Annotated in this window: 20 protein-coding genes; 8 read left to right on the forward strand and 12 right to left on the reverse strand. The window is 30.2% G+C overall.

The genetic code is table 11. The features are described 5' to 3' along the window. Positions 1-87 precede the first annotated feature (87 nt). Positions 88-1278 carry a pyridoxal phosphate-dependent aminotransferase gene (locus tag F7018_RS08675; RefSeq protein ID WP_150899650.1) on the forward strand — a complete coding sequence of 397 codons (1191 nt, stop codon included), beginning with the start codon at positions 88-90 and terminating at the stop codon, positions 1276-1278. A gap of 2 nt (positions 1279-1280) precedes the next feature. Next, positions 1281-2288, forward strand: coding sequence for a UDP-N-acetylmuramate dehydrogenase (gene murB / locus F7018_RS08680; RefSeq protein WP_150899651.1), 1008 nt, complete (start codon positions 1281-1283; stop codon positions 2286-2288). On the opposite strand, the gene F7018_RS08685 is transcribed toward murB, so the two are convergent. The 4 genes from F7018_RS08685 to aqpZ form a co-directional block, all read right to left on the reverse strand. Beyond that, positions 2285-2974: an SCO family protein gene (locus F7018_RS08685; RefSeq protein WP_150899652.1), complete on the reverse strand. Its 690-nt coding sequence runs from the start codon at positions 2972-2974 to the stop codon at positions 2285-2287. The genes murB and F7018_RS08685 overlap by 4 nt on opposite strands. After that, a complete protein-coding gene (locus tag F7018_RS08690) occupies positions 2958-3527 on the reverse strand; it encodes a toxin-antitoxin system YwqK family antitoxin (protein ID WP_246175109.1) in 570 nt (189 codons plus the stop codon). Before F7018_RS08690 ends, F7018_RS08685 begins: the two co-directional genes overlap by 17 nt. Continuing rightward, a complete protein-coding gene (locus F7018_RS08695; protein WP_150899653.1) occupies positions 3528-4310 on the reverse strand; it encodes a YHYH protein in 783 nt (260 codons plus the stop codon). 147 nt (positions 4311-4457) lie between these two features. Next, positions 4458-5144, reverse strand: coding sequence for an aquaporin Z (gene aqpZ, locus F7018_RS08700; protein ID WP_150899654.1), 687 nt, complete (start codon positions 5142-5144; stop codon positions 4458-4460). Positions 5145-5281: 137 nt separating this feature from the next. On the opposite strand from aqpZ, the gene F7018_RS08705 reads away from it, so the two are divergent. The 6 genes from F7018_RS08705 (at position 5282) to F7018_RS08730 (ending at position 11798) form a co-directional block, all read left to right on the forward strand. Beyond that, a complete protein-coding gene (locus F7018_RS08705; RefSeq protein WP_150899655.1) occupies positions 5282-5488 on the forward strand; it encodes a membrane or secreted protein in 207 nt (68 codons plus the stop codon). 15 nt (positions 5489-5503) lie between these two features. Then, positions 5504-6604, forward strand: a complete 1101-nt coding sequence (locus F7018_RS08710) for a glycosyltransferase (RefSeq protein WP_150899656.1) — start codon at positions 5504-5506, stop codon at positions 6602-6604. Next, positions 6595-7158, forward strand: a complete 564-nt coding sequence (locus tag F7018_RS08715) for an RNA polymerase sigma factor (protein ID WP_150899657.1) — start codon at positions 6595-6597, stop codon at positions 7156-7158. Before F7018_RS08710 ends, F7018_RS08715 begins: the two co-directional genes overlap by 10 nt. 92 nt (positions 7159-7250) lie before the next feature. Continuing rightward, complete coding sequence (locus F7018_RS08720; protein ID WP_150899658.1) at positions 7251-8471, forward strand: Nramp family divalent metal transporter; 1221 nt, start codon at positions 7251-7253, stop codon at positions 8469-8471. A 40-nt stretch (positions 8472-8511) separates the two neighbouring features. Continuing rightward, a complete protein-coding gene (gene lipA / locus F7018_RS08725; protein WP_150899659.1) occupies positions 8512-9381 on the forward strand; it encodes a lipoyl synthase in 870 nt (289 codons plus the stop codon). A 296-nt stretch (positions 9382-9677) separates the two neighbouring features. Beyond that, positions 9678-11798 (forward strand): thioredoxin domain-containing protein, encoded by a 2121-nt coding sequence (locus tag F7018_RS08730; RefSeq protein ID WP_150899660.1) that lies wholly within the window; start codon positions 9678-9680, stop codon positions 11796-11798. A 6-nt stretch (positions 11799-11804) separates the two neighbouring features. Here F7018_RS08730 and F7018_RS08735 read toward each other — a convergent pair whose 3' ends face one another. The 8 genes from F7018_RS08735 to F7018_RS08770 form a co-directional block, all read right to left on the reverse strand. Next, positions 11805-12965, reverse strand: a complete 1161-nt coding sequence (locus F7018_RS08735) for an AGE family epimerase/isomerase (RefSeq protein ID WP_150899661.1) — start codon at positions 12963-12965, stop codon at positions 11805-11807. 4 nt (positions 12966-12969) lie between these two features. After that, a complete protein-coding gene (locus F7018_RS08740; RefSeq protein ID WP_150899662.1) occupies positions 12970-14358 on the reverse strand; it encodes an MFS transporter in 1389 nt (462 codons plus the stop codon). 10 nt (positions 14359-14368) lie between these two features. Continuing rightward, positions 14369-15382, reverse strand: a complete 1014-nt coding sequence (locus F7018_RS08745; protein WP_150899663.1) for a LacI family DNA-binding transcriptional regulator — start codon at positions 15380-15382, stop codon at positions 14369-14371. A gap of 105 nt (positions 15383-15487) precedes the next feature. Beyond that, a complete protein-coding gene (locus F7018_RS08750; protein WP_246175112.1) occupies positions 15488-17731 on the reverse strand; it encodes a glycoside hydrolase family 3 N-terminal domain-containing protein in 2244 nt (747 codons plus the stop codon). A 7-nt stretch (positions 17732-17738) separates the two neighbouring features. Beyond that, positions 17739-18764, reverse strand: coding sequence for an SMP-30/gluconolactonase/LRE family protein (locus F7018_RS08755; protein ID WP_150899664.1), 1026 nt, complete (start codon positions 18762-18764; stop codon positions 17739-17741). A gap of 97 nt (positions 18765-18861) precedes the next feature. After that, the gene (locus F7018_RS08760) at positions 18862-20451 is read right to left on the reverse strand and encodes a solute:sodium symporter family transporter (RefSeq protein ID WP_150899665.1); all 1590 of its coding nucleotides are present in this window, start codon (positions 20449-20451) and stop codon (positions 18862-18864) included. 6 nt (positions 20452-20457) lie between these two features. Then, the gene (locus F7018_RS08765; protein ID WP_150899666.1) at positions 20458-23742 is read right to left on the reverse strand and encodes a VCBS repeat-containing protein; all 3285 of its coding nucleotides are present in this window, start codon (positions 23740-23742) and stop codon (positions 20458-20460) included. 90 nt (positions 23743-23832) lie between these two features. Next, on the reverse strand, positions 23833-25374 hold the full coding sequence (locus tag F7018_RS08770) for a RagB/SusD family nutrient uptake outer membrane protein (RefSeq protein ID WP_150899667.1): 1542 nt from the start codon (positions 25372-25374) through the stop codon (positions 23833-23835). Positions 25375-25378 lie beyond the last annotated feature (4 nt).

Genomic DNA, 25378 nt, shown 5'->3' on the forward strand with positions numbered 1-25378 from the left:
TTTAACCTCTCATTTTCATAAAAAACAAGTTAATTTTATCAAATATATTTTGCAAATTTGCCAAACAAATAACTAATTCTATTTACAATGCCATCTATTTCTATAAAAGGAAATTCTATGCCACAATCACCAATTCGTAAATTGGTGCCTTATGCAGAAGCTGCTAAAAAGAACGGAACTAAAGTTTATCACTTAAACATTGGTCAACCAGATATTAAAACTCCTCAAGTTGCACTTGACGCTGTTAAAAACAACGCTATTGAGGTATTATCTTATGCTCGTTCTGAAGGTTCTGAAGAATACAGAACAAAATTAGCTAGTTATTACGCTAAAAATGATATTCATGTAAATGCTAATAATATTATAGCTACAACAGGTGGTTCTGAAGCTTTATTATTTACTATTGGTAGTATTACTGACCCAGGAGATGAAATTATTATTCCTGAACCTTTTTATGCTAACTACAATGGTTTTTCAACTGCATCTGGAGTAAAAGTAGTTCCTGTAATTTCTAAAATAGAAGACAATTTTGCTTTGCCTGCTATTGAAGATTTTGAAAAGCTTATTACTTCAAAAACTAAAGCTATTTTAATTTGTAACCCAGGAAATCCTACTGGATACTTATATAGTGAAGAAGAAATTGAAAAATTAAAACAAATAGTTTTAAAACACGATTTATTTTTAATTGCTGATGAAGTTTACCGTGAATTCACTTATGATGGTGAAAAACACAATTCAGTAATGACTTTAGAAGGTTTAGAGCAAAATGCTATCATGATAGATTCTGTTTCTAAACGTTATAGTATGTGTGGAGCTAGAATTGGTTGTATTGTTTCTAAAAATGAAGAATTTATTAATACAGCTATTAAGTTTGCACAAGCTCGTTTAAGTCCTCCTACTTACGCTTTATTAGCTAGTGAAGCTGCTTTAGATACTCCTCAAAGTTATTTTGATGAAGTTATTGAAGAGTATGAAGATCGTAGAAATACTTTAATTTCTGAACTACAAAAAATTGAAGGGGTTAAAGTAGCAAATCCTAAAGGAGCCTTTTATTGTGTTGCTGAATTACCAGTTGAAAATGCTGATGATTTTGCTCAATGGATTTTAGAAAAATTCAATCATAATAACGAAACGATTATGGTTGCACCAGCTAGTGGTTTTTACTCTACTAAAGGAGAAGGTAAAAATCAGGTACGTATTGCATATGTTTTAAACAAAACTGATTTAAAACGTTCTGTTGAAATTCTAAAAATTGCTTTAGAACAATACAATAAATAACATTGGATATTCAAGAAAATATATCATTAAAAAAATACAACACGTTTGGCATTGATGTTAATGCCAAACGTTTTGTTTCTATCGATTCTCTCTATAGTTTACAACAACTTTTAAAAGACGAACAAGATTTATTTTTAATTAGCGGTGGTAGTAATATGCTATTAACTAAAGAAATTGAAAAACTGGTAGTTCATCTAAACTTAAAAGGAATTTCTATAGATAGAGAAAATCATAATGATATTTATATAACTGTAAATGCTGGTGAAAACTGGCATGATTTTGTCCTTTGGTGTGTTTCGCAAGACTATGGCGGATTAGAAAATTTATCTTTAATACCTGGTAATGTTGGTACATGTCCTATTCAAAATATAGGAGCTTATGGTGTAGAAGTAAAGGATACGATTACTCGTGTTGAAGCCATAGATATTGAAACAGGAAAATTAGTAGAGTTTTCAAATTCTGAATGTAAGTTCGGTTATCGAAGCTCTATTTTTAAAAACGAAGCTAAAGGTAAATACATTATAACTTCTGTGAGTTTTTTACTTACTAAAAACGAACATAAGTTAAACACTTCTTATGGAGCTATTGAAGCAGAGCTAGCTTCAAAAAATATTACTAGTCCAACTATTAAAGACGTTTCTGATGCAGTAATTGCTATTAGACAAAGTAAATTACCAGATCCTAAAGAAATTGGAAATAGCGGTAGTTTTTTTAAAAACCCTGTTATTTCAACATCGCTTTTTCAAGAAATACAAAAAGATTTCCCTAACATTCCTAGTTATCCAATTTCTAGAGAAGAAGTTAAAGTCCCTGCTGGGTGGTTAATAGAACAAAGTGGTTTTAAAGGAAAACGCTTTGGTGATTATGGAGTACATGAAAAACAAGCTTTGGTTTTAGTCAACTACGGAGGTGCTACAGGTAAAGAAATTTATGAGTTAGCTCAAAAAATTCAAAAAACCATTAAAAAAAAGTTTTCTATTGAACTAGAAATAGAGGTAAATGTTATTTAACCTTCTTTTTTTAAGATTTCAATGTGACGAATTAGTCTTTCTGTATCTAAGCCTAATGTACCGTTATAAACACCTCTAATACGTCCTTTTTTATCTATCAGCACAAAGTTTTCTGTGTGAATAAAAGCATTTTCGTCTTGTGTTTTTACAAAATCTTCATCAGCAAAATATGCTTTTCTAGCTAGGTTATAAATTTGCTCTTTATCGCCAGTTACTAAATTCCACTTATCTGAATTAATATTATTTTCTATTGCATATTTTTTTAATACAGGTACAGAGTCTTTTATTGGCATTACAGTATGTGATAATAGAAGTACATCTTTATCATCTTTAAATTTTTCTTGAAGCTTACTCATATTTTTTTCAAGAATAGGACAAATTCCTGGACAAGACACGAAAAAGAAATCTGCTACATAAATTTTCCCCTTATACAAATTACGGCTGATTCCCTTTCCGTCTTGATTTACCAGATTAAAATCTGGTATAGTATGTATTTTATCATATTTGGATGAGTCTTCTGAAATCCATTCTGGTGTAAATTCTGCCGAATTAAAAAATGGTAGTGTAATTTCTTTATTTACCTTTTTTTCAGTTTTACAAGCTGTTAAACTGAATAAAAGAAAGAATAAAAAATAGATTACCCTAATTTGCTCTATACTATCTATAATTTTATTTGAATGACTCATCTTTAACATTTACTGAATAACACTTTTTTAATCCTATTAACCCAAATCTTTCACCATTTTTGGTAACAAAATTTGCTCTTAACTTCCCATCTCCTTGCCACATCTTTTGACTTCCACTCTCCTTACCTTCTCTGTAATTAAAGTCTTTATATAACTGTCCGTTCTTATACCAAATTTTTACATTACCATTATACTCTCCTTTAGTATTAAAATGATAAATAAATTTTTGATTTCCATTCTCCCACCAAGCTTTATGGATTCCAGACTTTAATCCTTTTTTATAGAATCGTTGCTCAGCTAAACTTCCATTTAAATATTTTTTTAACTCCTCTCCTTCTTTTTTTCCGTTTAAATATTGAGCTGAATCATTTGTTTTATTTACTTCATTATAAGAAATCATAGTACCTGAAAATGGAACTCCTTTATAAAAAAGGACTCCATTTTTCAATTCTATGTTATTATTAGGATATTGAATTTTTAGTGCAATTTTCTCTGGCTTTTCTCCACAAGAAAAAAAACTAATACATAGCCATATAAAAAATAACTTCTTCAATTATTGCGAAATATTTCCAGGTGTACCATAAAATGCGTTTCCATTAATATACGGATCATCAGCAGTAATATGATAATGATAAATTCCATTTGGAAAATCTGCAGTTGCTGAAGTATGTCCATGATAAATATCTAAATCAGCGCTTGTAATTGTTGTTCCATTTTCCTCAGGACCATATACTGGAAAACCATCAGCTAATAATCCTAAAAATGCACTTTTTCCATTTTGAGCTGTAAGAAATAATGGTTCTTGGTGATAATGATATTGCCCTGAATTTTGCGGATGTCCTAAATACTGATCAAAAGAATTTATCTCATTGGTTAATGGTTGATTATTAGGCCCTGCATACTGATTATAAAACGCAACTCCATTTATAGCTAATCCCATTGGTCCAAGAGAAGTATTCGTTTTGGTAGATGCTTCTGATGGATTTAACGGAATTTGAAACGTTATATTCTGAGAAGCTATTGTATTAGGGTTTTGATTCCAATTTGGATTGGTTCCATTATAAGCCTCATAATTTGCATTTCCTACTCCCCAATATGGACTTTTATGATTAGGTAAGTTATTTGTTGTAAAAGTTACTACATTTCCATTTATAGCATACGTCACTCCAGAAACTCCATCAAACTTGGATAAAATTGGTGTAATATCATACGTTGTTCCTGAAGGATTACTTCCATCACCACCATCACTTACATCGTCACTTGAACTACATGCATATAATACACTCGTTACTACTAATAATCCTAATAATGTTTTAACTAATTGATTTAAATTCATTTCTATGGGGTTTTTAGTTTATACAATATACTCATTTCTTCTAAGACCTTCAAAAACTCAAAAAGTTTAAAAATCAATTATTTTTTTTCAAAAAAAATAGACATCATTAATTATGATGTCTATTTTAAACCTTCAATAAAAGTAATACTATTCTTTATTTATCAAGCTATTATAAATAATTCCTGCTACAATTGCTCCTCCAATTGGTGCTATCCAAAATAACCAAGATTGAATTAAATATTCTCCTCCGACAAACAATGCTTGACTCATAGAACGTGCTGGATTTACCGATGTATTTGTTATCGGAATACTTATTAAATGAATTAAAGTAAGACCTAAACCAATAGCTATAGGAGCAAAACCTTTTGGAGCTTTCTCACTAGTACTTCCTAAAATGATTAACAAGAAAAACATTGTTAATACAAACTCTGCTACAAAAGCAGCTATTAAATTATAACCACCAGGAGATAATGTTCCATAACCATTGGCTGCAAAACTTCCTATTGATTCAAAACCTTCTTTATTAGAAACTATTAAAAACAAAAAGCTAGCCGCTAAAATAGCTCCCAATAATTGAGAGGCTATATAAGGAACTAATTCTTTTGAAGAAAATTTTCCTCCAGCCCATAAACCCAATGATACTGCCGGGTTAAAATGTCCTCCAGAAATATGTCCTACTGCATAAGCCATGGTTAAAACTGTTAAACCAAAAGCTAGTGCTACTCCTAAAAACCCTATCCCTAAATCTGGAAAATTTGCAGCAAAAATTGCACTACCACAACCTCCAAAAACTAACCAAAATGTTCCGAAAAATTCAGCAAAATATTTTTTCATATGATTATATAATAAATTAATTGATTATTAATTAGGACACTTAAAAAAATAAAAGTCACAACCTTATAAACTGCACAATAATCCATTTATATAATCTAGGAAGTTTGTATCTTTGCTGCACTAAAATTTTTCAAGAAATGAAATTAGTTTTTGTAACAATTGGATTATTAGCACTTGCATTTGCAGGAATAGCTATTAAAATTTGGGCTAAAAAAGATGGTGAATTTGCTGGAACTTGTGCTAGCCAAAATCCTGTTTTAAATCAAAGTGGTGAATCTTGTGGTTTTTGCGGTAAAACACCAGACCAATTCGATTCTTGTAGTGAACCACAACACACAAACTAAATTTATTTTATTTATATGATCTTTACTGTAGTTTTCTACATTTTTGTGGCAGTTACGATTATACAAATAATTTATTTTTTAAGTTTTTCCGTTTTTGCTTTTAAAAAAGAAAAAAAAGCAATCTCTAAAAATATTCCTATCTCAGTTATCATTTGTATTAAAAATAAAGCAAATGAGTTAGCAGATTATATTCGAGAGTTTTCTAAACAAAATTATACTGATTTTGAAATTGTTTTAATAAACAATGCTTCTTCTGATGATACACTTGATGTTATGGAAAATCTTCAAGAGGAATATTCTAATATCAAAATTGTAAATGTTGTAAACACTGAAGCTTTTTGGGGGAATCGTAAATACGCTTTAACCCTAGGTATAAAAGCTGCAACTCATGAACATTTATTATTTACAGACATTTCTTGCAAACCAGATTCAGCCTATTGGATTGAGGAAATGAGTTCTAATTTCACTCAAGAAAAATCAATTATTTTAGGCTATCAAAAAATAAAACATAAAAAATTATCTTTCTCAAACCTACTTATTAGGTTCGATAATATTTTTAACCATATTTTATCTTTCTCTTTTGCTAAATTTGGAAGTCCTTTTAGTGCCAATATTAAAAACTTGGGGTATACTAAAAGTGAGTTTTTTAAAGTAAACGGCTTCATTAAACACATGGATAGTTTTTTAGGCGAAGATGATTTATTTATAAAAGATGCTGCTAATAATAAAAACACAGCTATTTCTATAACTGAAAATAGTCTTATAACATCAAACTCTTATATTTCTTTTAAAGATTGGTTTACACAAAAAAGAAAACTATCTATTATATTTCCTTTATATAAGTTTAAACATCGTTTTTTATTAAACCTTTTCAACTTTACGAAAATTATTTTTTTCCCTTTAGCTGTTTATGTACTTATCTTAAAATGGAAAATAGCTTTACCAATTGTTTTATTCTACTATTTTATACAGTTTTTAATTATTGGGAAATCAGCTTTTAAGCTTCATGATAAAAAAATTCTTTTCTTGTTACCCATACTTGACATTTGTTTAGTATCATTACAAATCATTATATTTATAACAAATACAATTTCTAAACCTACACATTGGAAGTAAATAAAGAAAAAGTTCTTCACCACATTCAGCTTGCTAAGAAAGGAAACCAAATTTCTTTTAATTTCCTATTAGATACTTTCTGGGGAAATGTATACAACTATCAATTATCAAAAATTAAAAATGATAATGATGCTGAAGATATTACTATTCAAACTTTTTCTAAAGCTTTTGATAAAATAGACACCTTTAATGAAGAATATCAATTCAAAACTTGGTTAATTACTATTTCTAAGAATGTACATATTGATTTTCTACGTAAAAAAAAGTCAACAATTTCAATTGACACTTCTAAAGAACAAGAAGAAGCCGCTTTTCAAGTAGTCGACGATGCTCCTTCTCCTGAAGATAAAATTATTACGGAGCAAAATTTAGCTAAACTTTTAAAGGATATAAAAAAGCTAAAACCGAAATACCAAGAAATAATTAATTTACGTTTTTTTCAAGAGTTAAGCTATAAAGAAATCTCAGAAAAAATAGGAGAACCAATGAATAACGTAAAGGTTAAATTATTGAGAGCTAAAAAATTATTAGCAGAAATAATAAAGAAATCTTAAATTGCCCCAACTTTAACAATTAAAAAACTAAAGAATTGTATAATTTATTATACAGTATCAATTAATTTAACATTTTCTTTCATTTTCCCTTTATGAAAAAATCTTTTTTAAATTTACTTGGTCCTGGTTTGTTATTTGCTGGTGCTGCAATAGGAGTTTCTCACTTAGTACAATCTACAAGAGCTGGTGCTGATTTTGGGTTTGGTTTACTTTGGGCTTTATTAATTGTTAATATTTTTAAATATCCTTTTTTCCAATTTGGCCCACGTTATGCTTCTGCTACTGGCGAAACTTTGTTAGATGGTTATAAAAAACTAGGTAAATATGTTTTAGTTAGCTATTATATTTTAAATTTTGCTACCATGTTTACCATTCAAGCTGCAGTAACAATTGTAACTGCAAGTTTAGCTTCTAACATCTTTGGTTTTACCAATGATTTAGTAATATGGTCAATAATAATTATGTTTATTAGTGTAATCATTTTAGGAATTGGAAAGTATAAACTACTTGACAACCTAATGAAGTACATTATATTAACATTAACCATAAGTACTATTTTAGCTGTAAACATTGCTTTATTTAGTACTCAAAAAGGATTCAGTTTTCAACAAATAGTACCTAGTGGTACAGCTCAAATAACTTTTTTAATAGCCTTTTTAGGCTGGATGCCTGCTCCTTTAGATATTTCTATTTGGCATTCAATATGGTCGGTTGAAAAAAGTAAAACTACTTTTGAAAAAATAAAACCTAAACATGCTATTTTCGATTTCAATGTTGGATATATTGGAACCTTCTTTTTAGGTGTTTGTTTTGTAATGTTAGGAGCATTAGTTATGTATAGATCTGGTGAATCTTTTTCTAGCAAAGGAACTGTATTTGCCTCTCAACTTATTAATTTATATACAAAAAACTTAGGTGATTTTTCTTACTTATTCATCGGTATAGCTGCTTTTACCACCATGTTTAGCACTACATTAACCACACTAGATGCTTCACCTAGAGCCATGAGTAAAACTTCTACTTTAATTTTTAATAAAAAAACAAAGGCTTCTTATTGGTTCTGGATGTTATTTTTAGCTATTGGTACTTTTCTTATTCTAAAGTATTTTTTATCTGATATGGGGTTTTTGGTTAAAATAGCTACGGTATTATCTTTCTTAACAGCTCCATTCTATGCTATTTTAAACTATATATTAATTACCGGTGAGCATACTCCTAAAAAGCATAGACCTGGTTTAGGCTTACGTATTTTAAGTATTACTGGCATTGTATTTTTAATCGCATTTAGTATTTGGTTTTTACTCAATTTATAATTCTTTTCTTTGTAAATTTGCAGTTCAATTTTTTTATAAAATGGAAAACAAATCTGTAGTATTACCTGAAAGAACAAAAAAACCAAAATGGTTACGCGTAAAGTTACCTGTTGGTAAAAAATATACAGAACTTAGAGGTTTAGTAGATAAATACAAATTAAACACTATTTGTACAAGTGGTAGCTGTCCTAATATGGGAGAATGTTGGGGAGAAGGAACTGCTACTTTTATGATTTTAGGAAATATTTGTACTCGTTCTTGTGGTTTTTGTGGTGTAAAAACCGGTAGACCAGAAACTGTTGAATGGGACGAACCTGAAAAAGTTGCTCGCTCAATTAAATTAATGAGTATTAAGCATGCTGTATTAACTTCGGTAGATAGAGATGACTTAAAAGATGGTGGATCTATCATTTGGGCTGAAACAGTAAATGCAGTTAGAAGAACAAACCCTAATACTACTTTAGAAACATTAATCCCAGATTTTCAAGGAAATGAAAAATTACTTGATAGAATTATAGAGGTAGCGCCTGAGGTAGTTTCTCACAACATGGAAACTGTTCGTAGATTAACTCGTGAAGTTCGTATACAAGCTAAATATGACAGAAGCTTAGCTGTTTTGAAATATTTGAAAGATAACGGTATGCGTACTAAATCTGGAATTATGTTAGGTTTAGGAGAAACTGAGGAAGAAGTTATTCAAACAATGAAAGATTTACGTGGTGTTGGGTTAGATATTATTACTATTGGTCAGTACTTACAACCAAGTAAAAAACACCTACCTGTTAAGCAATTTATCACTCCTGATCAGTTTAAAAAATATGAAACTTTAGGTTTAGAAATGGGCTTTATGTATGTTGAAAGTGGCGCTTTAGTTAGATCTTCTTACAAAGCACATAAGCATGCTAGTTAATCAAAAAGTCATTTTATTAATAAATTGTTAAAATTAACAGTTTACTTATACATTTGTTAACACAAAGACTATATATCGTTAAAAAATTGTGAATTCTCAAATAACGTTTTTAAAAACATATAAGTAATTCGTAATTTTGGCACAGAATTTGAAAGCAATAATTCGTAGACAAGTAACATTGTTTTCATTGTGTAAATTATTTGAATTAGTTGATTAACAAAAGCCCACTCATATGAGTGGGCTTTTGAATTTTATCCCATAAAAATTTATTATTTTTGGTTACAACCTTATTTAATATGTTTTTAAAAAAGATCTTATTCTGCAGTATTGTTTTTTTTATCCTATCATGCAAAAACACCTCAACAAAAAATAATACTAAAAAACATAAATACACCAATAGCTTAATTCACGAAACAAGTCCGTACTTATTACAACATGCGCACAATCCTGTAAACTGGTATCCTTGGAATGAAAAAACATTAGAACTTGCTAAAAAAGAAAACAAACTTTTATTAATTTCCATAGGATACTCTTCTTGCCATTGGTGTCATGTTATGGAGAAAGAGTCTTTTGAAAATGAAGAAGTTGCTAAATTGATGAACGACAATTTTATCAATGTAAAAATTGACAGAGAAGAACGTCCTGATATTGATAAAGTTTACATGACCGCTGTACAGCTTATGACTGGAAGTGGCGGATGGCCCTTAAACTGCATAGCTCTACCTAATGGAAAACCTGTTTTTGGCGGAACTTATTTTCCAAAAGACCAATGGATTAATGTTCTTAACCAAATTTCTTCTCTATACACAAAAGAACCTCAAGAACTAATTAATTACGCTGAAAAACTAACAGAAGGCATTAAAGAAAATTCTTTAATTTCTATCAATAACAAAGAACAAGACTTCAACAAATCTCATATAAAAAACTCTTTAGATAACTGGATCAAACACTTTGATAATTCATTTGGTGGTATTGATAGTTCTCCTAAATTCCCAATGCCTGTTAATTATGAATTTTTATTACAATACGCATATCTCACAAAAAGCAAAGAACTTTTATCTCATGTTAATACTACCCTAACTAAAATGGCTTTAGGTGGTATTTTTGATCAAAGTGAAGGTGGTTTTTCTAGATACTCCACTGATAAAAAATGGCACATTCCTCATTTTGAAAAAATGCTTTACGACAACGGTCAGCTAGTTAGTCTATATTCTAATGCTTATACAGCTACGCAAAAGCTTCTTTACAAGGAAACTGTGTATCAAACATTGAACTTTATAGAAAAAGAATTAATGGATAAAAGCGGTGGCTTTTACTCATCCCTAGATGCAGATAGTAGTAACAAACATAATAAACTTGAAGAAGGAGCTTATTATGTATGGACTAAAAACGAACTTACCTCAATTATCTCTAAAGATGATTTTGATTTATTTTCAAATTATTTTGGAATCAACTCATATGGATTATGGGAAAAAGAAAAATATCATTTAATAAGGAAGTTTTCCAATGAAGAGTTTTCTAAAAAACACAATATATCATTAGATAAATTAAACAAAAAAGTAGCGCTATGGCGTTCATTATTAACAAAACATAGAAGCAAAAAAAACAAACCTAGGTTGGATGACAAAATTCTTACTTCTTGGAATGCTTTAACTTTAAAAGGTTATGTTGATGCTTACAAAGCTTTTGAAGATTCTCATTTTTTAAATATTGCTCTAAGAAATGCTAATTTTATTAAAGAAAATTTAATTAAACAAAATGGTGAAGTTTTCAGAAATTATAAAAATGGTAAAGCAAGTATTAATGCTTATTTAGAAGATTACGCCACCCTAATTAACGCCTATTTAAGCTTATATCAAGTTACATTCGATTCTCAATGGCTATCACTATCAAAGAAGCTTACTGACTATGTTTTTGATCATTTTTACGATAAAAAAAGTAATTTCTTTTATTATACTTCTAACCTAGAAAAAGAGCTAATTACTAAAAAGATTGAAACTGACGATAATGTTATTGCTTCTTCTAATTCAATCATGGCTAAGAACTTATTTTTATTAAGTCATTTTTATGAAAATGAAGAGTATTTAAAAGTAAGTAAGCAAATGCTACACAATATTAGTCCAGAAATGAATAATTTCCCTTCTTCTCATGCAAATTGGCTTTCTTTATATTTAAATTATACCTACCCTTTTTATGAAGTTGCTATTTCAGGAAATAAAGCTCTTGAAAAATCTACTCTATTAAATAAAGTTTATTTACCAAATAAGTTAGTTGCTGGTAGCCTTAAAGAAAGTGATTTACCTTTATTAAAAAACAGGTTTTCTTCTAAAGAAACATACATATATGTTTGTATTAATAAAGCTTGTAAATTACCTACTAGTGATGTAAAAAAGGCAATAAATCAATTGAAAAATTAAATAACATTAAATATCAGACACCACATTCAAACACATCCTAACAATATGATATGGAGTTTTCCACATAGCTACTTTATGTTCTGGCCTTCCTCCACTCTCTGTTATTTTTGAATGCCATTCTCCATTATCATTATCAATAAAATTACCTTTCACAAAGCACCATACTTTATTCAAGCTAATTAAATACTCTTCTTTTTTAGTTTCTTTATATAGCGTATAAAAAGCAAGCATAGCCTCTGTTTGTACCCACCAATTCAATTCAACATCTAGCTCTTTAGAAGCTATATTTTTTCCTGTTAACACTGCCCCGTCAAATGTTACAGCTTCATTTAGAAAATTAGCAATACTATGCTTCATTTTTTCAACAATAATTTCTTCATATTTTTTATAACCAAGAGACCTCGCTATATCTAACAACATCCATGGGACCTCTGCATTGTGTCCAAAAGAAATTGTTTTACTTATATCAACCCACTGTTTATCAAATTCTAAAACTAAACACTTATCGTTTTCCCAAAATTTGTTTACAATAGTTTCTAATAAATATATTATTCTTTTCCCTAATTCATCATTTTCATACACTTTATACAAAGCACTATAACCTTCTAACAAATGCAAATAAGTCCCTAACTTCTTAATCTTATCTTGAACTCCTTCTTTAAACTCTTCATTCAAATAACTTCCATCAGAAGACTTCAACTCTTTCTCTACAAACTCAAACAAATTTACCGCCCAAGTTTTTACTTCTTCTTTTTTTGATAATTTATAATATTCTGACAATCCTAAAATAGTATATGCCTGAGCTATTGCATTTTTTGTTGTATCGATTGGTTCTCCATTGTAATTAAGCTTCCAATATACAGCTGATGTTTCTTTATCTTTAAAAAAGTACTTTAAGTATTGATAAGCTCTATTAGCAAACGTTTTATTATCTTTTATAACCTCTTGATTACAAACTGCTGAAAAACTCCACAAAGTTCTAGCATTCAATATAATTCCCTTAGGTGCTTTTGGTACTACATTTCCCTTACTATCAACTCCACCCAAAAAACCTCCCTCTAAATCATCTATAGTATTCGTTTTCCAATAATCTAACACATTTTGTAATTCTTTTCTTATTTCACCTTGAAGCTTTCTTTTAATAGAACTATCTACAACTCCTACCATCTATTTATGAATTCCTTTGTTCATTTAACACTTGCTCAACTTCTTTCATTTTTTTAGTTGTTAGTGGGTAAAAAAGTAAAGCCACTACAGCTAACAACACAAACAATGCTGGAACTAAACTCATATTTAATTTTATCCCTTCAAGCATTTCCGCAGTTTTAACAGCTACATCCCCTTCATAATTATACATATTTAAAATAGCTAAAGTTATTGCTCCAGCTACCCCTCCTCCAAATTTCATTGCAAATGTACCTGCCGAGTAAATTAAACCAGTAGCTCTTCTTCCATTTTTATACTCTGAATAATCGGCTGAATCACCCAACATAGCAAAGAAAAGTATAGGCATTAATCCTGCTCCAAACTCTGAAATTATACCAAATAAAAATATACTCCCCACTTGGTTAGGCTCTAACCAATAGATAGCTCCTGCAGTAATTGACGAAAGTAAAACACTTAAAATAAAAAGCCTCTTTTTCCCTATTTTTTTCGATAAATACGGAGCAAACAGTGTAGAAATCATAGATATTACCAACAATGAAAGCAAGTATAATCCAGCTAATCCATTTTCTCCTCCCCATCTCGAAAGACTTCCAAAAAAATTTGTTTCATCTTGTACATAATGTGTAAAATAATACATTGTTGCACTTTGTTTTATTACATTATACGTCACAAAAACAAAACCTAGAAACAATAAAATTAACCATGCCTTATTAGTTATTAAATCTTTATAATCTTGCTTTACATTCGATTCACTATTTATAATCGGTACTCGTTCTCTTGTAGTTAAAAACGTAATTACTGAGAAAATAGCCAATATAAACGCTAACACATACATAGTATATTGATAACCTAAGTTTTTATTTCCTTCTCCTAAAAAATCTACCAATGAAATAACACCAATTGTAGCTATTACTCCTCCCAAGTACGCTCCAAAGAAACGATACGATGATAGAACTGTTCTTTCTTTTATATTAGAAGTCATAACCCCCATTAAAGCTGAATATGGAACATTATTAGCCGTATACATTAAAGTATAAAAAATAGATGTTGCATATGCCCAAATTAGCTTTCCTGACAAACTTAAATCTGGTGTTGTAAACTGTAATATTAAAGCTACTCCAAATGGTAATGCTGTCCATATTAACCAAGGTCTAAACTTCCCCCATTTTGTTTTAGTTCTATCTGCAATATTTCCCATTATTAAATCAGTAACTCCATCTCCTAAACGAATTACAAATAATAACATAGCTACAGCTGCCGTACCCAAACCGAAAACATCGGTGTAAAAAATAGGTAAAAAGGGGCCTATGGTTCGCCATGCAATATTAGCTGCTGTATCCCCTAAAGCATATCCTATTTTTTCTTTTATTGATAATTTATTTTCGGTTGACATATATTTTCTTTTATCTATTTTTTGTTGTTTCTCTAAGTTCTATACTCGTATTTATAACCTTTGTTATTCTTTCTACTGGAGCTTTCCCTTCTATTCTTTCAATAATCATACGAACAGCATTTTTCCCTATCTCTTCAGAATGCTGTGTTACCGTTGATAATTTTGGATTACAAAAAGGCAATACATTTTGGTCTGAAAATCCTATTATTGAAATATCATCTGGAAATTTATATCCAAAATCTTTTGCCTTATTTATCGCTATCACTCCTAATGTATTATCAATAGCTAAAATTCCATCTACTCCATCATACTCTTCAAATACTTTACTCACTTGTTCTTCTAAATCAACAGTAATATCTATATTCACTATTATTGGTTTTTCTTTATACGTCTTACCTTCTGTAATTGCTTTTAGGTAACCATCTGTTCTAAGCTTTCCAACATTTAAACCTTCAAGCGTACTTAGCAAAGCTATTTTTCTTCTTCCTTCTTTTAATAATTGATTTGTTGCTTTATAAGCCGCTCCAAAATCATCAATAATTACCTTATCACAATTTACATTCTCTATCATCCTATCGAACATCACAATTGGTAATTGTTGCCTTAAAATAGCCTTAAAATGCTCTACCTCATCCTTTCTTTGCGTTTCTTCTGCTACCGAAATAATGTAACCATCCACGCTTCCATTAGCCAAAAGTTCTATATTCTTTTTTTCATTTTTATATAATTCATTTGATATACAAGTAATAATACTATACCCTAATTTTGAAGCCTCTTTTTCAATTCCGTGTAAAGACTTTGCAAAAAAATGATTTAGAATATCTGGAATAATAACACCTATAGTTTTTGTCTTACTTTTTTTCAAGCTTAACGCTGCTTTATTAGGCTTGTAATTATATTCCTTAGCTAATTTTTGTACTTTTTCAATTGTCGCTTGACTAATTTCATAACTATTATTTAATGCTTTTGATACTGTAGATACAGATATATTTAGCTCCTTGGCTATATCTTTAAGTGTTATCATTTTTTTCTATAAAACTAATGAAATTAAACTGACTTTTGTAAACGACAAACTATCACTATTGATAATCCATTCTTAATTTATAAAGTAAAATTCTATAATTTTTTATTACTCATAGATAAACTCCAGCTTTTCTTTTGAAGCTGAACTTGCTCCTATCCAAACATTGAATTTACCCTTCTCAACTCCATATTCTAAATGGTTGTTATAATATTTTAAATCTTGGAGTTTTATTGTAAAACTTACCTTTTTCTTTTCATGAGGTTTTAAACTTATTCTTTTATATCCTTTTAATTCTTTTACTGGTCTTGTAATACTTCCTACCACATCTTGAATATACAACTGAACCAACTCTCTCCCCTTTCTTTTTCCTATATTGGTAACATCAACTGAAGCGATTATATTTCCATTATGTGTTAATTTATTTGTTGATAATGTTAAGTTTGAATACTTAAATGCTGCATATCCCAATCCAAAACCAAAAGGAAATTCAGGTTCGTAACCTGCATCTAAATAATGAGAAGTATTCCCTAAAGAGCTTTGCCAAGCACCAATTGGTATACTATCTATATGTACAAATTCTTTAGCACTTGCTGGTCTCCCTGTATTCTTATGATTGTAATATAATGGTAATTGGCCAGCCATTTTTGGCCACGTTATTGGCAATCTTCCTTTTGGTTCTTCCACTCCATAAATCATCTCATAAATAGCATCTCCTCCCATAGTTCCAGGATGCCATGTCATTAAAACACCATCAATTTTATTTTTTATGTTCTGTAGAGTTATTGGACGACCTGCCATAATTGTTAATATTATCGGTTTTTTAAGCCTTGATAACTCTTTTATTAACTCTTCTTGTACTCCTGGTAAATTTATATTCGCTCTACTATGTGCCTCTCCTGATAATATTGCTTCTTCTCCCCCTATAAACAAAATAACATCAGCTTTTTTAGCTTTAGACATCACTTCTCTAAATTGTTTTTTACTTGAATCTCTACTATAAGTTAAACCCTCTATAAACTCAAAATTTGCGTTATGGTTTCTAAAAGACATTACTGGTGTTACTGTATAGTTCTTATCTCCATCAAAAGTCCAAGTTCCTAATTGTTCCCTAGGTTTATCAGCCAAAGGCCCAACTATAAGTATTTTCGTATTTTTATCTAAAGGAAGAATATTGTTTTTATTTTTTAATAATACTGAACTTTTTATAGCTGCTTCTTTTGCCAACTCTAAATGCTTAATATCGTAAAGTTTTCCTGTTTTACTCCTATATGGATTCTCAAACAACCCCATTCTTATTTTCACTCTTAAAATATCTGCTACCAATTTGTCTATTTGGTTTATTGATAACTTTTTCTCTTTTAATAGTTCTTGTACATTGTCCTCATAAGACTTACTTGTCATTTCCATATTCAATCCAGCATTAATAGCCTTTTCTGCTGCTTTCTTTTCATCTTCTGCGTAACCATGAGCTATCATTTCTGTAACCGAATTCCAATCGCTAACCACAAAACCATCAAACTTTAATTGTTTTCTTAAAATATCTGACAGCAACTCTTTATCCCCTGATGCTGGTACTCCATTTACTTCGTTAAATGAAGTCATTACGGTTTGAGCTCCTGATTCAAAAGCTGATTGAAATGGTGGTAAATAAGTATTATATAATTGTTCTTTACTAATAATCGCTGTATTATAATCTCTACCACCTATTGCTGCTCCATATCCTATAAAATGCTTTGCACATGCAATTAAACTTGTTGGATCAGATAAACTATCTCCCTGAAACCCTTCTACATATGCTTTTGCCATTTGTTTTGCCAAATATGGGTCTTCTCCTGGCGATTCTGCTATCCTTCCCCATCTTGCATCTCTAGCTATATCTAACATTGGCGCAAAAGTCCATCTTACTCCAAATGCAGAAGCTTCTATTGCTGCTACTCTAGAAGAATTCTTTGCTACTTCTTCATCCCAAGATGCAGCTACACCCAAAGGAATTGGAAAAATTGTTTTAAATCCATGAATTACATCTCTTGAAAAAATTAACGGTATTTTATTAGGACTTTCTTCTACAGCAATTCTTTGTAATTCATCCACATATTCTTTATTCATTACATTTAAGAAAGCTCCTATCCTTCCTTCTCTAACAGCTTTTTTCAATGACTCTGGCAATGTTCCTTTTACTCTACTAGAAGTTCCCCTAAGATTTAACTGCCCTATTTTTTCTTCTAATGTCATTTTAAACAAAAGTTCTTGTACTTTAGATTCTATTGGGGTATTCTCTTTTTTATTCTTTTCACAACCTATTGCGAAAAACATTATAGTTCCTAATAAAAAAATAACTATTGCGCGCATATTGTTTTTACTTTATTTGTCCTACAGCTAACTTTTCTTTATTATAAACTGGAGTTTTAAAATAGCTTGACCTCACCCCTTTTACACCTGGAATAGCTACAAACAAAGAGCCTGCTAATGGATATTTTTCTCTTTCTTCTTTTGTCATATCAACACTTGCAGTTGTTATATATAATTTATCTAAATTTTCTCCTCCAAACGCACAAGAAGTTACATTATGAGCTGGCACTTCTATTTTAGAAACCAATTTTCCTGTTTTAGGATTATATTGAGCTACTGCATTTCCATTCCACATTCCTACCCACAACATATCATTCTCATCTATAGTCATTCCATCTGGAAAACCATCTTTTTGATTAACCTTCACTACTATTCTTTCATTTGAAATTGTATTGGTTTTCAAATCAAAATCAAAAGCTCTAATATTTCCTGTTGGAGTGTCTATATAATACATTATATCTCCCTTTTTAGTCCATACAATTCCATTAGAAATTGTTATGTTTTCTAACATAGTTACTGTCTTTCCTTGATTATCTACTTTATATAACTTACCACTAGACGTTGTTTGCTTTAAATTCATTGACCCTACCCATAAATTTCCACTTGGATCACATTTCCCATCATTAAATCTATTTTCTTTAATTAAAGCTTCAATATCTGATAAAAGAGACATTTCTTCAGTATTAATGTTCACTACATAAATCCCATCTTCCAAAGCTACCACTACTTTATCTCCTGTTTCTGAAGGAACAACTGTTCCAATTTTTGAAGGCATTGTTATTGTCCTATTCTTTTTATTCAATGGATTATATATGTGTAATCTCTTTTTTTCTATATCTACCCAAATGAAATTTTTCTTTTTATAATCCCAAAATGCACCTTCTCCTAATTTTGCAGGGGTTTGATATTCTAGAACTGCTTCAACTGAATAATTTTTCACCTTACATGCTTCTAAAACCATAATCCCCAACACTAACAATAGTATATTTACAAGCACCGTTATTTTTCTTTCTTTTAATCTATTCAACATCATTCTTAATGATTTTTATTTCAAAATAAATGTATAACTCCCTTTCCTGTTCTTTAAAAACAAGCAATTAAACAACAACATTTATTAAGTATATATTTATCTATGAGAAGTATAAAAATGTTCCTATCACAATAACACATATCAATACCCCCACTAACTTTACATGCTTCCAAGGTGTGATATCTACTTCTTTTGTGAATTCTTGGACATAATCTTTATCTCTAGGGTATAGTTTACCTATTAACAACATTATTAACACATTCAATACAAATAGTATTGCCATAACATGCAAAAAGTGAGGATAATTTTCCTCTCCAAATACATAAGGTTTTAAATAAAATTGACTAATCACATACAATACAACTCCTGATATTATGGCAACCTTTGCTGCTATAGCTGGTACTTTTTTAGTTAAATATCCAACAACAATTATTGTTAATATAGGTATACTATAACAACCATTTACTTCTTGTAAATAACCAAACAAACCATCTGGTGCATTAGCAATAAAAGGTGCTACAAACATTGATAATACCGCCAATACAACTCCGAATTTCTTACCTGCTAATACCACCTGTTTTTCACTTGCTTCTTTATTTATATATTCTTTATAAATATCTATTCCGAAAAGTGTTACCGAACTATTTAGCGCACTATTAAACGAACTTAATATTGCTCCAAACAATACAGCAGCAAAAAAACCTACAAATGACAATGGTAAAACCTTAGTTACTAACTTTGGATAAGCTTCATCTGGGTTTGTTAATGATTCTCCAAAAAGATGAAACGCTATAATCCCTGGCAATACTACTATGATTGGTCCTAAAATTTTAAAGAATGAAGCTAATAATAATCCTTTTTGACCTTCTTTTAAATTTTTTGCCCCTAGAGCTCTTTGTATAATAGCCTGATTAGTTCCCCAATAAAACAATTGCACCAACATCATACCTGTGAAAATAGTTGCAAATGGTATCGAAGAACCACTTCCTCCTATTGAATTTAATTTTTCCGTATGTGTAGTTGTTAAAATAGTTATCCCTTCTAAAAAGCTTCCTTCTCCAACTTCAATTAAACCAAAAACTGGAATCAACAAACCTCCTACTATAAGTCCAACTGCATTAATTGTATCTGATACTGCTACCGCTTTTAAACCTCCAAAAATTGCATAAATAGACCCAATTATTCCTATTGAAAATATACATATCCATAAAGCTGTTTCTTTTGATACTCCCAATAAATCTGGCACATTAAACATTGTACTTATTGCCAACGATCCTGAGTATAATACTATAGGTAAAAAAACTACAACATAACCAGATAAGAACAATCCTGATGCTATCGATTTTGTGATTTTATCATACCGTCTTTCTAAAAAAGTTGGCACCGTTGTTAAACCTCCTTTTAAATACCTAGGCAACAAAAACACTGCTGTAATTACCATTGCTATTGCCGCCAAGGTTTCCCAAGCCATTACCAATATCCCTTCTTTAAAGGCTTGTCCATTTAAACCTACTAATTGCTCAGTAGATAAGTTTGTTAATAATAACGATCCTGCTATAACTGTAGCTGTTAAACTTCTTCCTCCTAAAAAATATCCTTCTGAAGATTGTTCATTTGTTTTTCTAGTTGCCAAATAAGCTATAACTGCTACTAAAACCGTAAATCCTATAAAGGAGATTATACTTAACATATTCTTTTAATTATTAATTTTTATAAACTGTAGGTAATCGTTATTTTTTACTGAAATGATATACTTTTGATTACCCACCGTAATTGGCACCAAATCCTTTACATCTCCTTCTGTAAAAAGTCCGCTATTTATTGTTGAAATTGATTTGAATTTTCCTTTTCCATTCCCTTCTAAAAACACTCCATAGCTTCCATCATTTCTTGGTGTTTCTACTTCTGAATTGTATAAATTCCCTGCCACTACTGCATCTAAATTCCCATCGTCGTTAAAATCATTTACTATTATTTGATTGATACTTGAAAATTGAGCTTCGATTGGTAATTCATGTACAATTAATTTACCTTCTTTATTTTCCAAATAGATACTTGCAAATGAACTTACTTGATAATGCAATGAGTTCTCTAAATTCTTACTTCCATAAACATCCACCAGAGTAGCTGTTGAAAATTCATTGTAATTTTTAAACTTACTCTTTAATGATGGAATTTGTTGAGACGAACATTGCTTTCCTCTAACCGGATACTGCTTTCCTTCATTATAGTAACTCAATACAATATCATTTTCATTGTTTTTATCAAAATCGTTTACATAAATATCAAATGTTTCTTTTTCTGTAGCTTTATATTTATAGTTTAAACCGTTATTTCCAACGATGTAATCCATATCTCCATCATTATCAAAATCTCCTTGATTTATACTCCACCACCAACCTGTGATATTTTTAGTTAGTCCATATTTTCCTGAAATTTCTTCAAATTTTCCCTTATGATTTACAAACACTTTTATTGACATCCATTCTCCAACAATTATAATATCTTCCCATCCATCATTATTTATATCAGTAACAACTGCTGATGTTGCCATTCCTAAGTTTTTAAGTAACGGTATTTTTGAACTTGTTACATTATTGAATTTTATAGATTTTTCATCCGAAGCATTTTCTAATAAACTACTTGATGTTGGTAACGGATACTTCCCTGGAACTTGCCTTCCTAGAACCAAAACATCTTGTTTACCATCTTTATTAAAATCTAATTTATAAACTCTTGAACCACTATTTTGCAGTTGTGGTAATGCTTTTTTTTCTTTCTGAAAATTACCCTTTCCATCATTCACATATAATCTATCTTGTAGCATTGTTGATTTTTCTGCATATTCATATCCTCCACTAACTACATATAAATCCTGATCTCCATCATTATCTGCATCAAAAAATAACGCCCCTAAATCTTCTGATAACTTGTCTTTTGTTATTTCTAAATTTTGTTTTTCATAAAAGCCTTCTTTCTTTTGAATAAATAATCTTCCTTCGTTCCCAAAAGAACCTCCTACAAAACAATCCTCTAAACCATCATTATTTACATCGGCTACTGCTACAGCTGGCCCTAATGTTGACATTTTGTGTGGTAATAAAACTTGTTTATCAAAATCGTTTATATCATTTTCTACAGATTTGTACGCTAATAATTTTGAATTTTCATTTGAGAATATTTTCTTTTTTACTAAAGTTCTATCTTTTCCTTTCTCAGCATTAGCATATTTTAAAACTATGGACTGATTCGTTTTTACTCCTTTAAGAACTTCTTCTTTTCCTCTAGGCCAAACTACTTTTAAACTATCTACTTTTTTAGCATCTCCTAAACCGAAATGTAATTTTGGTGCTACTGACGACTGAAACCCTCTTGTTAAAGTTAATTCTTGTTTTTGTACATTTTTCCCAACATAAGTATAAACTTTAGCTCCTAATCCAAAAGGATTTTTTTGAGTCCCTTTAAAAGAAACACTTAAATAATTTTTATCATTTCCTTTATTTTCAAATACACTTGCAATTTCATCAAGATTATTGATTACTACATCTAAATCTCCATCATTATCAAGATCAGCATAAGTCCAACCATTTGAAAACCCTTTATGCTCTATTCCCCATTTTTTATTTACCCTTTCAAACTGAATTCCATTAACATTTTTAAACATAAAATTGTCAATTTTTTCAGAAGGAATCATTTTTGTTTTCTCTAACAATGAATACTTCTTATACTCTTCTCCATCTATTTTCTTAAAAAAATCTTTATTATTTACCTCTCTTCTTGTTCCATTAGTTATATACAAATCTTTAAAGCCATCATTATCAAAATCAGCAAACATAGGCCCCCAACTCCAATCTGTAGATGAAGTTCCTGAAATCCTAGATATGTTTGAAAATTTTGGAACATTATTTTCTATACTTCCAACATTTAATTGCAAGCAGTTATGCATGTATTGATAATGGAACCCGTAAAGTACTGTTTCATAAAATAATCGAGGATTCATACTTGCCATATTTGCTTTTTGTCGTCGATTATTATTCGATTCCATATCAACTTGAAATACATCTAATAACTCATCATTATTGATATCAGCAATATCAATCCCCATCCCATAAAAAGAAGTTTGAGAAGTTGCTTCTTTTATCACCTCTTTAAATGTTCCATCTTGATTGTTTATGTATAAAAAATCTGGAATACTGTAATCATTCGACACATATAAATCTTGCCAACCATCATTGTTTAAGTCTGCAGCTACGACTCCTAATGAAAAACTATAATTTTTCACTCCAGATATCTCTGTAACATCAATAAAATATTTTCCTTCGTTTCTATACAACTTATCTGTTTCTTCATCTGAAACATTTTTCATTCTATAGTCATATATTGCATTTGAAGTTGTTGGATGAGCAATTGGATAATTTGCCACATACAAATCTAAATCTCCATCATTATCAAAATCAAAAAAAGTTGCTTGTACTGAATTCCCTAATGCATCAATTTGATATTCTTTTGCTCTTTCTGTGAATGTATTATCTCTGTTATTTATATACAATTCATTTCTCTTATCTCCATTTTTACCTGAAACTGAACAGTAGATATCTAAGTAACCATCTGCATTTACATCGGCCATTGTGACTCCTGTATACCATTTTGAATCGCCTTCAATTTTAGCTTTCTCTGAGATATCTTCAAAAGAAAAGCTACCCTTATTTAAGTATAATCTGTTTTTAACTTGGTTTCCTGTAAAGAATAAATCTACTAATCCATCATTATTTATATCACCAGCAGCAACACCTCCACCCATATAAATAGAGGTGTATTTAAAGTAATTTAAAGAATCTGTTTCTGTTAAATTATTTTCAAAACGAATACCTGTTGTATTGGATTTTAACTCATTGAACAACAGGTCGTTTTTTTTAGTACTTTTTTGATCAGTACACGCTACAAATAATATTACAATTATGATTAAAAAGGGAAATCTCATATACTTAAGTAAGACTTAATAAACTAGATAGTTAATTGCTTTTTTAGCAACTAACCACCTAGTTAAGTCAATAATAAAACAAAGTTTTTTTTAATATCCTGGGTTTTGATCAGCACTCGTTAACTTAGAATTCTTATCAATTTCTGTAATTGGTATTGGAAATAAATCGTTTTTAGGAGCATATCCTGTACCTGCTAGTTCAGTTGCTGCTTTACCCCAACGCACTAAATCCCAAAAACGCTGACCTTCATGTGCTAACTCTAAAAACTTCTCGTTAACAATTGCTTCAAATAAATTGTTTCCAGATAGAGTTGGATCAACATCTGGAAGTCCAGCTCTTGTTCTCACTTTATTTAACTCCGTTCTTGCTTGTGTATCCTGTCCTGTTTTATTATAAGCTTCAGCTGCTAGCAATAAAACCTCTGCATAACGGAACAATCTAAAGTTTGTTGAATAATTCAATTCTTTTACTCCACCTGGGCTAGTATCTTCAGATTTTGTACTATATTTTATTCTTATAGAGCCTTCATAATCCCAAACAGCACCTCCTGGAGCAGCCGATTGATCTACACTACCTCCTGCAGCTATCAATTCAGCTTCTGTCATTAAAGTAGCCGCTTTCCTATTAGTATCTCCTGCTGTTGTAAAAGCATCTGCTAACTTTTTAGTTGGTAAGTTAAATCCCCAACCATTTAATAAATTAACCGCTGCAACATCAAAAATACCATCTCCTCTAGGCCCCATTAACTGAATATGTAAGTTACTCTCGTTTCTTCCTCCCCAAGCTATATTTCCCCAATCTCTTCCTGTTGTTGAAATATATCCTATTTCTAATAAAGATTCTCTACCAAACTCTTTATCAATACTCCAAATATCATTTGACGATGCTTCTAAATCGTGAGATGAATTTGAAATAACACTCTGAAAAAATGGTATTGCTTCCGAGTTTTTATCTTGAAATACTAAAACTTTTCCCATTAAAGCTTCTGCTGCTCCTTTTGAAACTCTAAATGAGTTTCCTAACACTGATTTTTCTGGTAATGATGCTATTGCATCTGTTAAATCTGCTTCTATTTGAGTATATATTTCTGCTCTTGTAGATTTGCCAATCCCAAACTCTTCTGGTGTTGCTGGCACTGTTAAACGTAAAGGAATATCTCCAAACATTGTAGTTAATTCAAAATAACACCATGCCCTCATAAATTTAGCTTCTGCCAATGCTCTATCCTTATTACTTAAATTAGAATCTTTTACATTTTCAATCACTAAATTAGACAAGGCTATTGTTCTGTAAAACAAATCCCATACACTTGATATTGATGCATTTGAAGACGAAACATTTGTATAGTCATCTATATCTTGTAATTGTGGTTGATCTTGAGAATTACCTCCTGCTGCATTAGCATCATCTCCTGGTAATAGCTTTACTAAAAAGGCACTGTGCCAATCTCTTCCATAATTGTATTGCATTAAATCATAGATACCTATCACTGCAGACTCTACATTTTCCTCCTTTAAAAAGAACGTTTCTAAGTCCTGTACATTTTGTGGAGGATTTACTGTAAAATCTTTATCACAAGCAAATACCCCAATTAAAAGTATTGCTATAACTGTTAAAAATTGTTTTTTCATAATT

Source organism: Tenacibaculum aiptasiae, assembly GCF_008806755.1.
Taxonomy (GTDB): Bacteria; Bacteroidota; Bacteroidia; order Flavobacteriales; family Flavobacteriaceae; genus Polaribacter; species Polaribacter aiptasiae.

Excerpts from the sequence above, each read along its gene's own strand:
- F7018_RS08675 (WP_150899650.1), top strand. The coding sequence starts at position 88 with ATGCCATCTATTTCTATAAAAGGAAATTCTATGCCACAATCACCAATT.
- F7018_RS08685 (WP_150899652.1), bottom strand. The coding sequence starts at position 2,974 with ATGAGTCATTCAAATAAAATTATAGATAGTATAGAGCAAATTAGGGTA.
- F7018_RS08695 (WP_150899653.1), bottom strand. The coding sequence starts at position 4,310 with ATGAATTTAAATCAATTAGTTAAAACATTATTAGGATTATTAGTAGTA.
- aqpZ (WP_150899654.1), bottom strand. The coding sequence starts at position 5,144 with ATGAAAAAATATTTTGCTGAATTTTTCGGAACATTTTGGTTAGTTTTT.
- F7018_RS08705 (WP_150899655.1), top strand. The coding sequence starts at position 5,282 with ATGAAATTAGTTTTTGTAACAATTGGATTATTAGCACTTGCATTTGCA.
- F7018_RS08710 (WP_150899656.1), top strand. The coding sequence starts at position 5,504 with ATGATCTTTACTGTAGTTTTCTACATTTTTGTGGCAGTTACGATTATA.
- F7018_RS08720 (WP_150899658.1), top strand. The coding sequence starts at position 7,251 with ATGAAAAAATCTTTTTTAAATTTACTTGGTCCTGGTTTGTTATTTGCT.
- lipA (WP_150899659.1), top strand. The coding sequence starts at position 8,512 with ATGGAAAACAAATCTGTAGTATTACCTGAAAGAACAAAAAAACCAAAA.
- F7018_RS08730 (WP_150899660.1), top strand. The coding sequence starts at position 9,678 with ATGTTTTTAAAAAAGATCTTATTCTGCAGTATTGTTTTTTTTATCCTA.
- F7018_RS08735 (WP_150899661.1), bottom strand. The coding sequence starts at position 12,965 with ATGGTAGGAGTTGTAGATAGTTCTATTAAAAGAAAGCTTCAAGGTGAA.
- F7018_RS08740 (WP_150899662.1), bottom strand. The coding sequence starts at position 14,358 with ATGTCAACCGAAAATAAATTATCAATAAAAGAAAAAATAGGATATGCT.
- F7018_RS08745 (WP_150899663.1), bottom strand. The coding sequence starts at position 15,382 with ATGATAACACTTAAAGATATAGCCAAGGAGCTAAATATATCTGTATCT.
- F7018_RS08750 (WP_246175112.1), bottom strand. The coding sequence starts at position 17,731 with ATGCGCGCAATAGTTATTTTTTTATTAGGAACTATAATGTTTTTCGCA.
- F7018_RS08755 (WP_150899664.1), bottom strand. The coding sequence starts at position 18,764 with ATGATGTTGAATAGATTAAAAGAAAGAAAAATAACGGTGCTTGTAAAT.
- F7018_RS08760 (WP_150899665.1), bottom strand. The coding sequence starts at position 20,451 with ATGTTAAGTATAATCTCCTTTATAGGATTTACGGTTTTAGTAGCAGTT.
- F7018_RS08765 (WP_150899666.1), bottom strand. The coding sequence starts at position 23,742 with ATGAGATTTCCCTTTTTAATCATAATTGTAATATTATTTGTAGCGTGT.
- F7018_RS08770 (WP_150899667.1), bottom strand. The coding sequence starts at position 25,374 with ATGAAAAAACAATTTTTAACAGTTATAGCAATACTTTTAATTGGGGTA.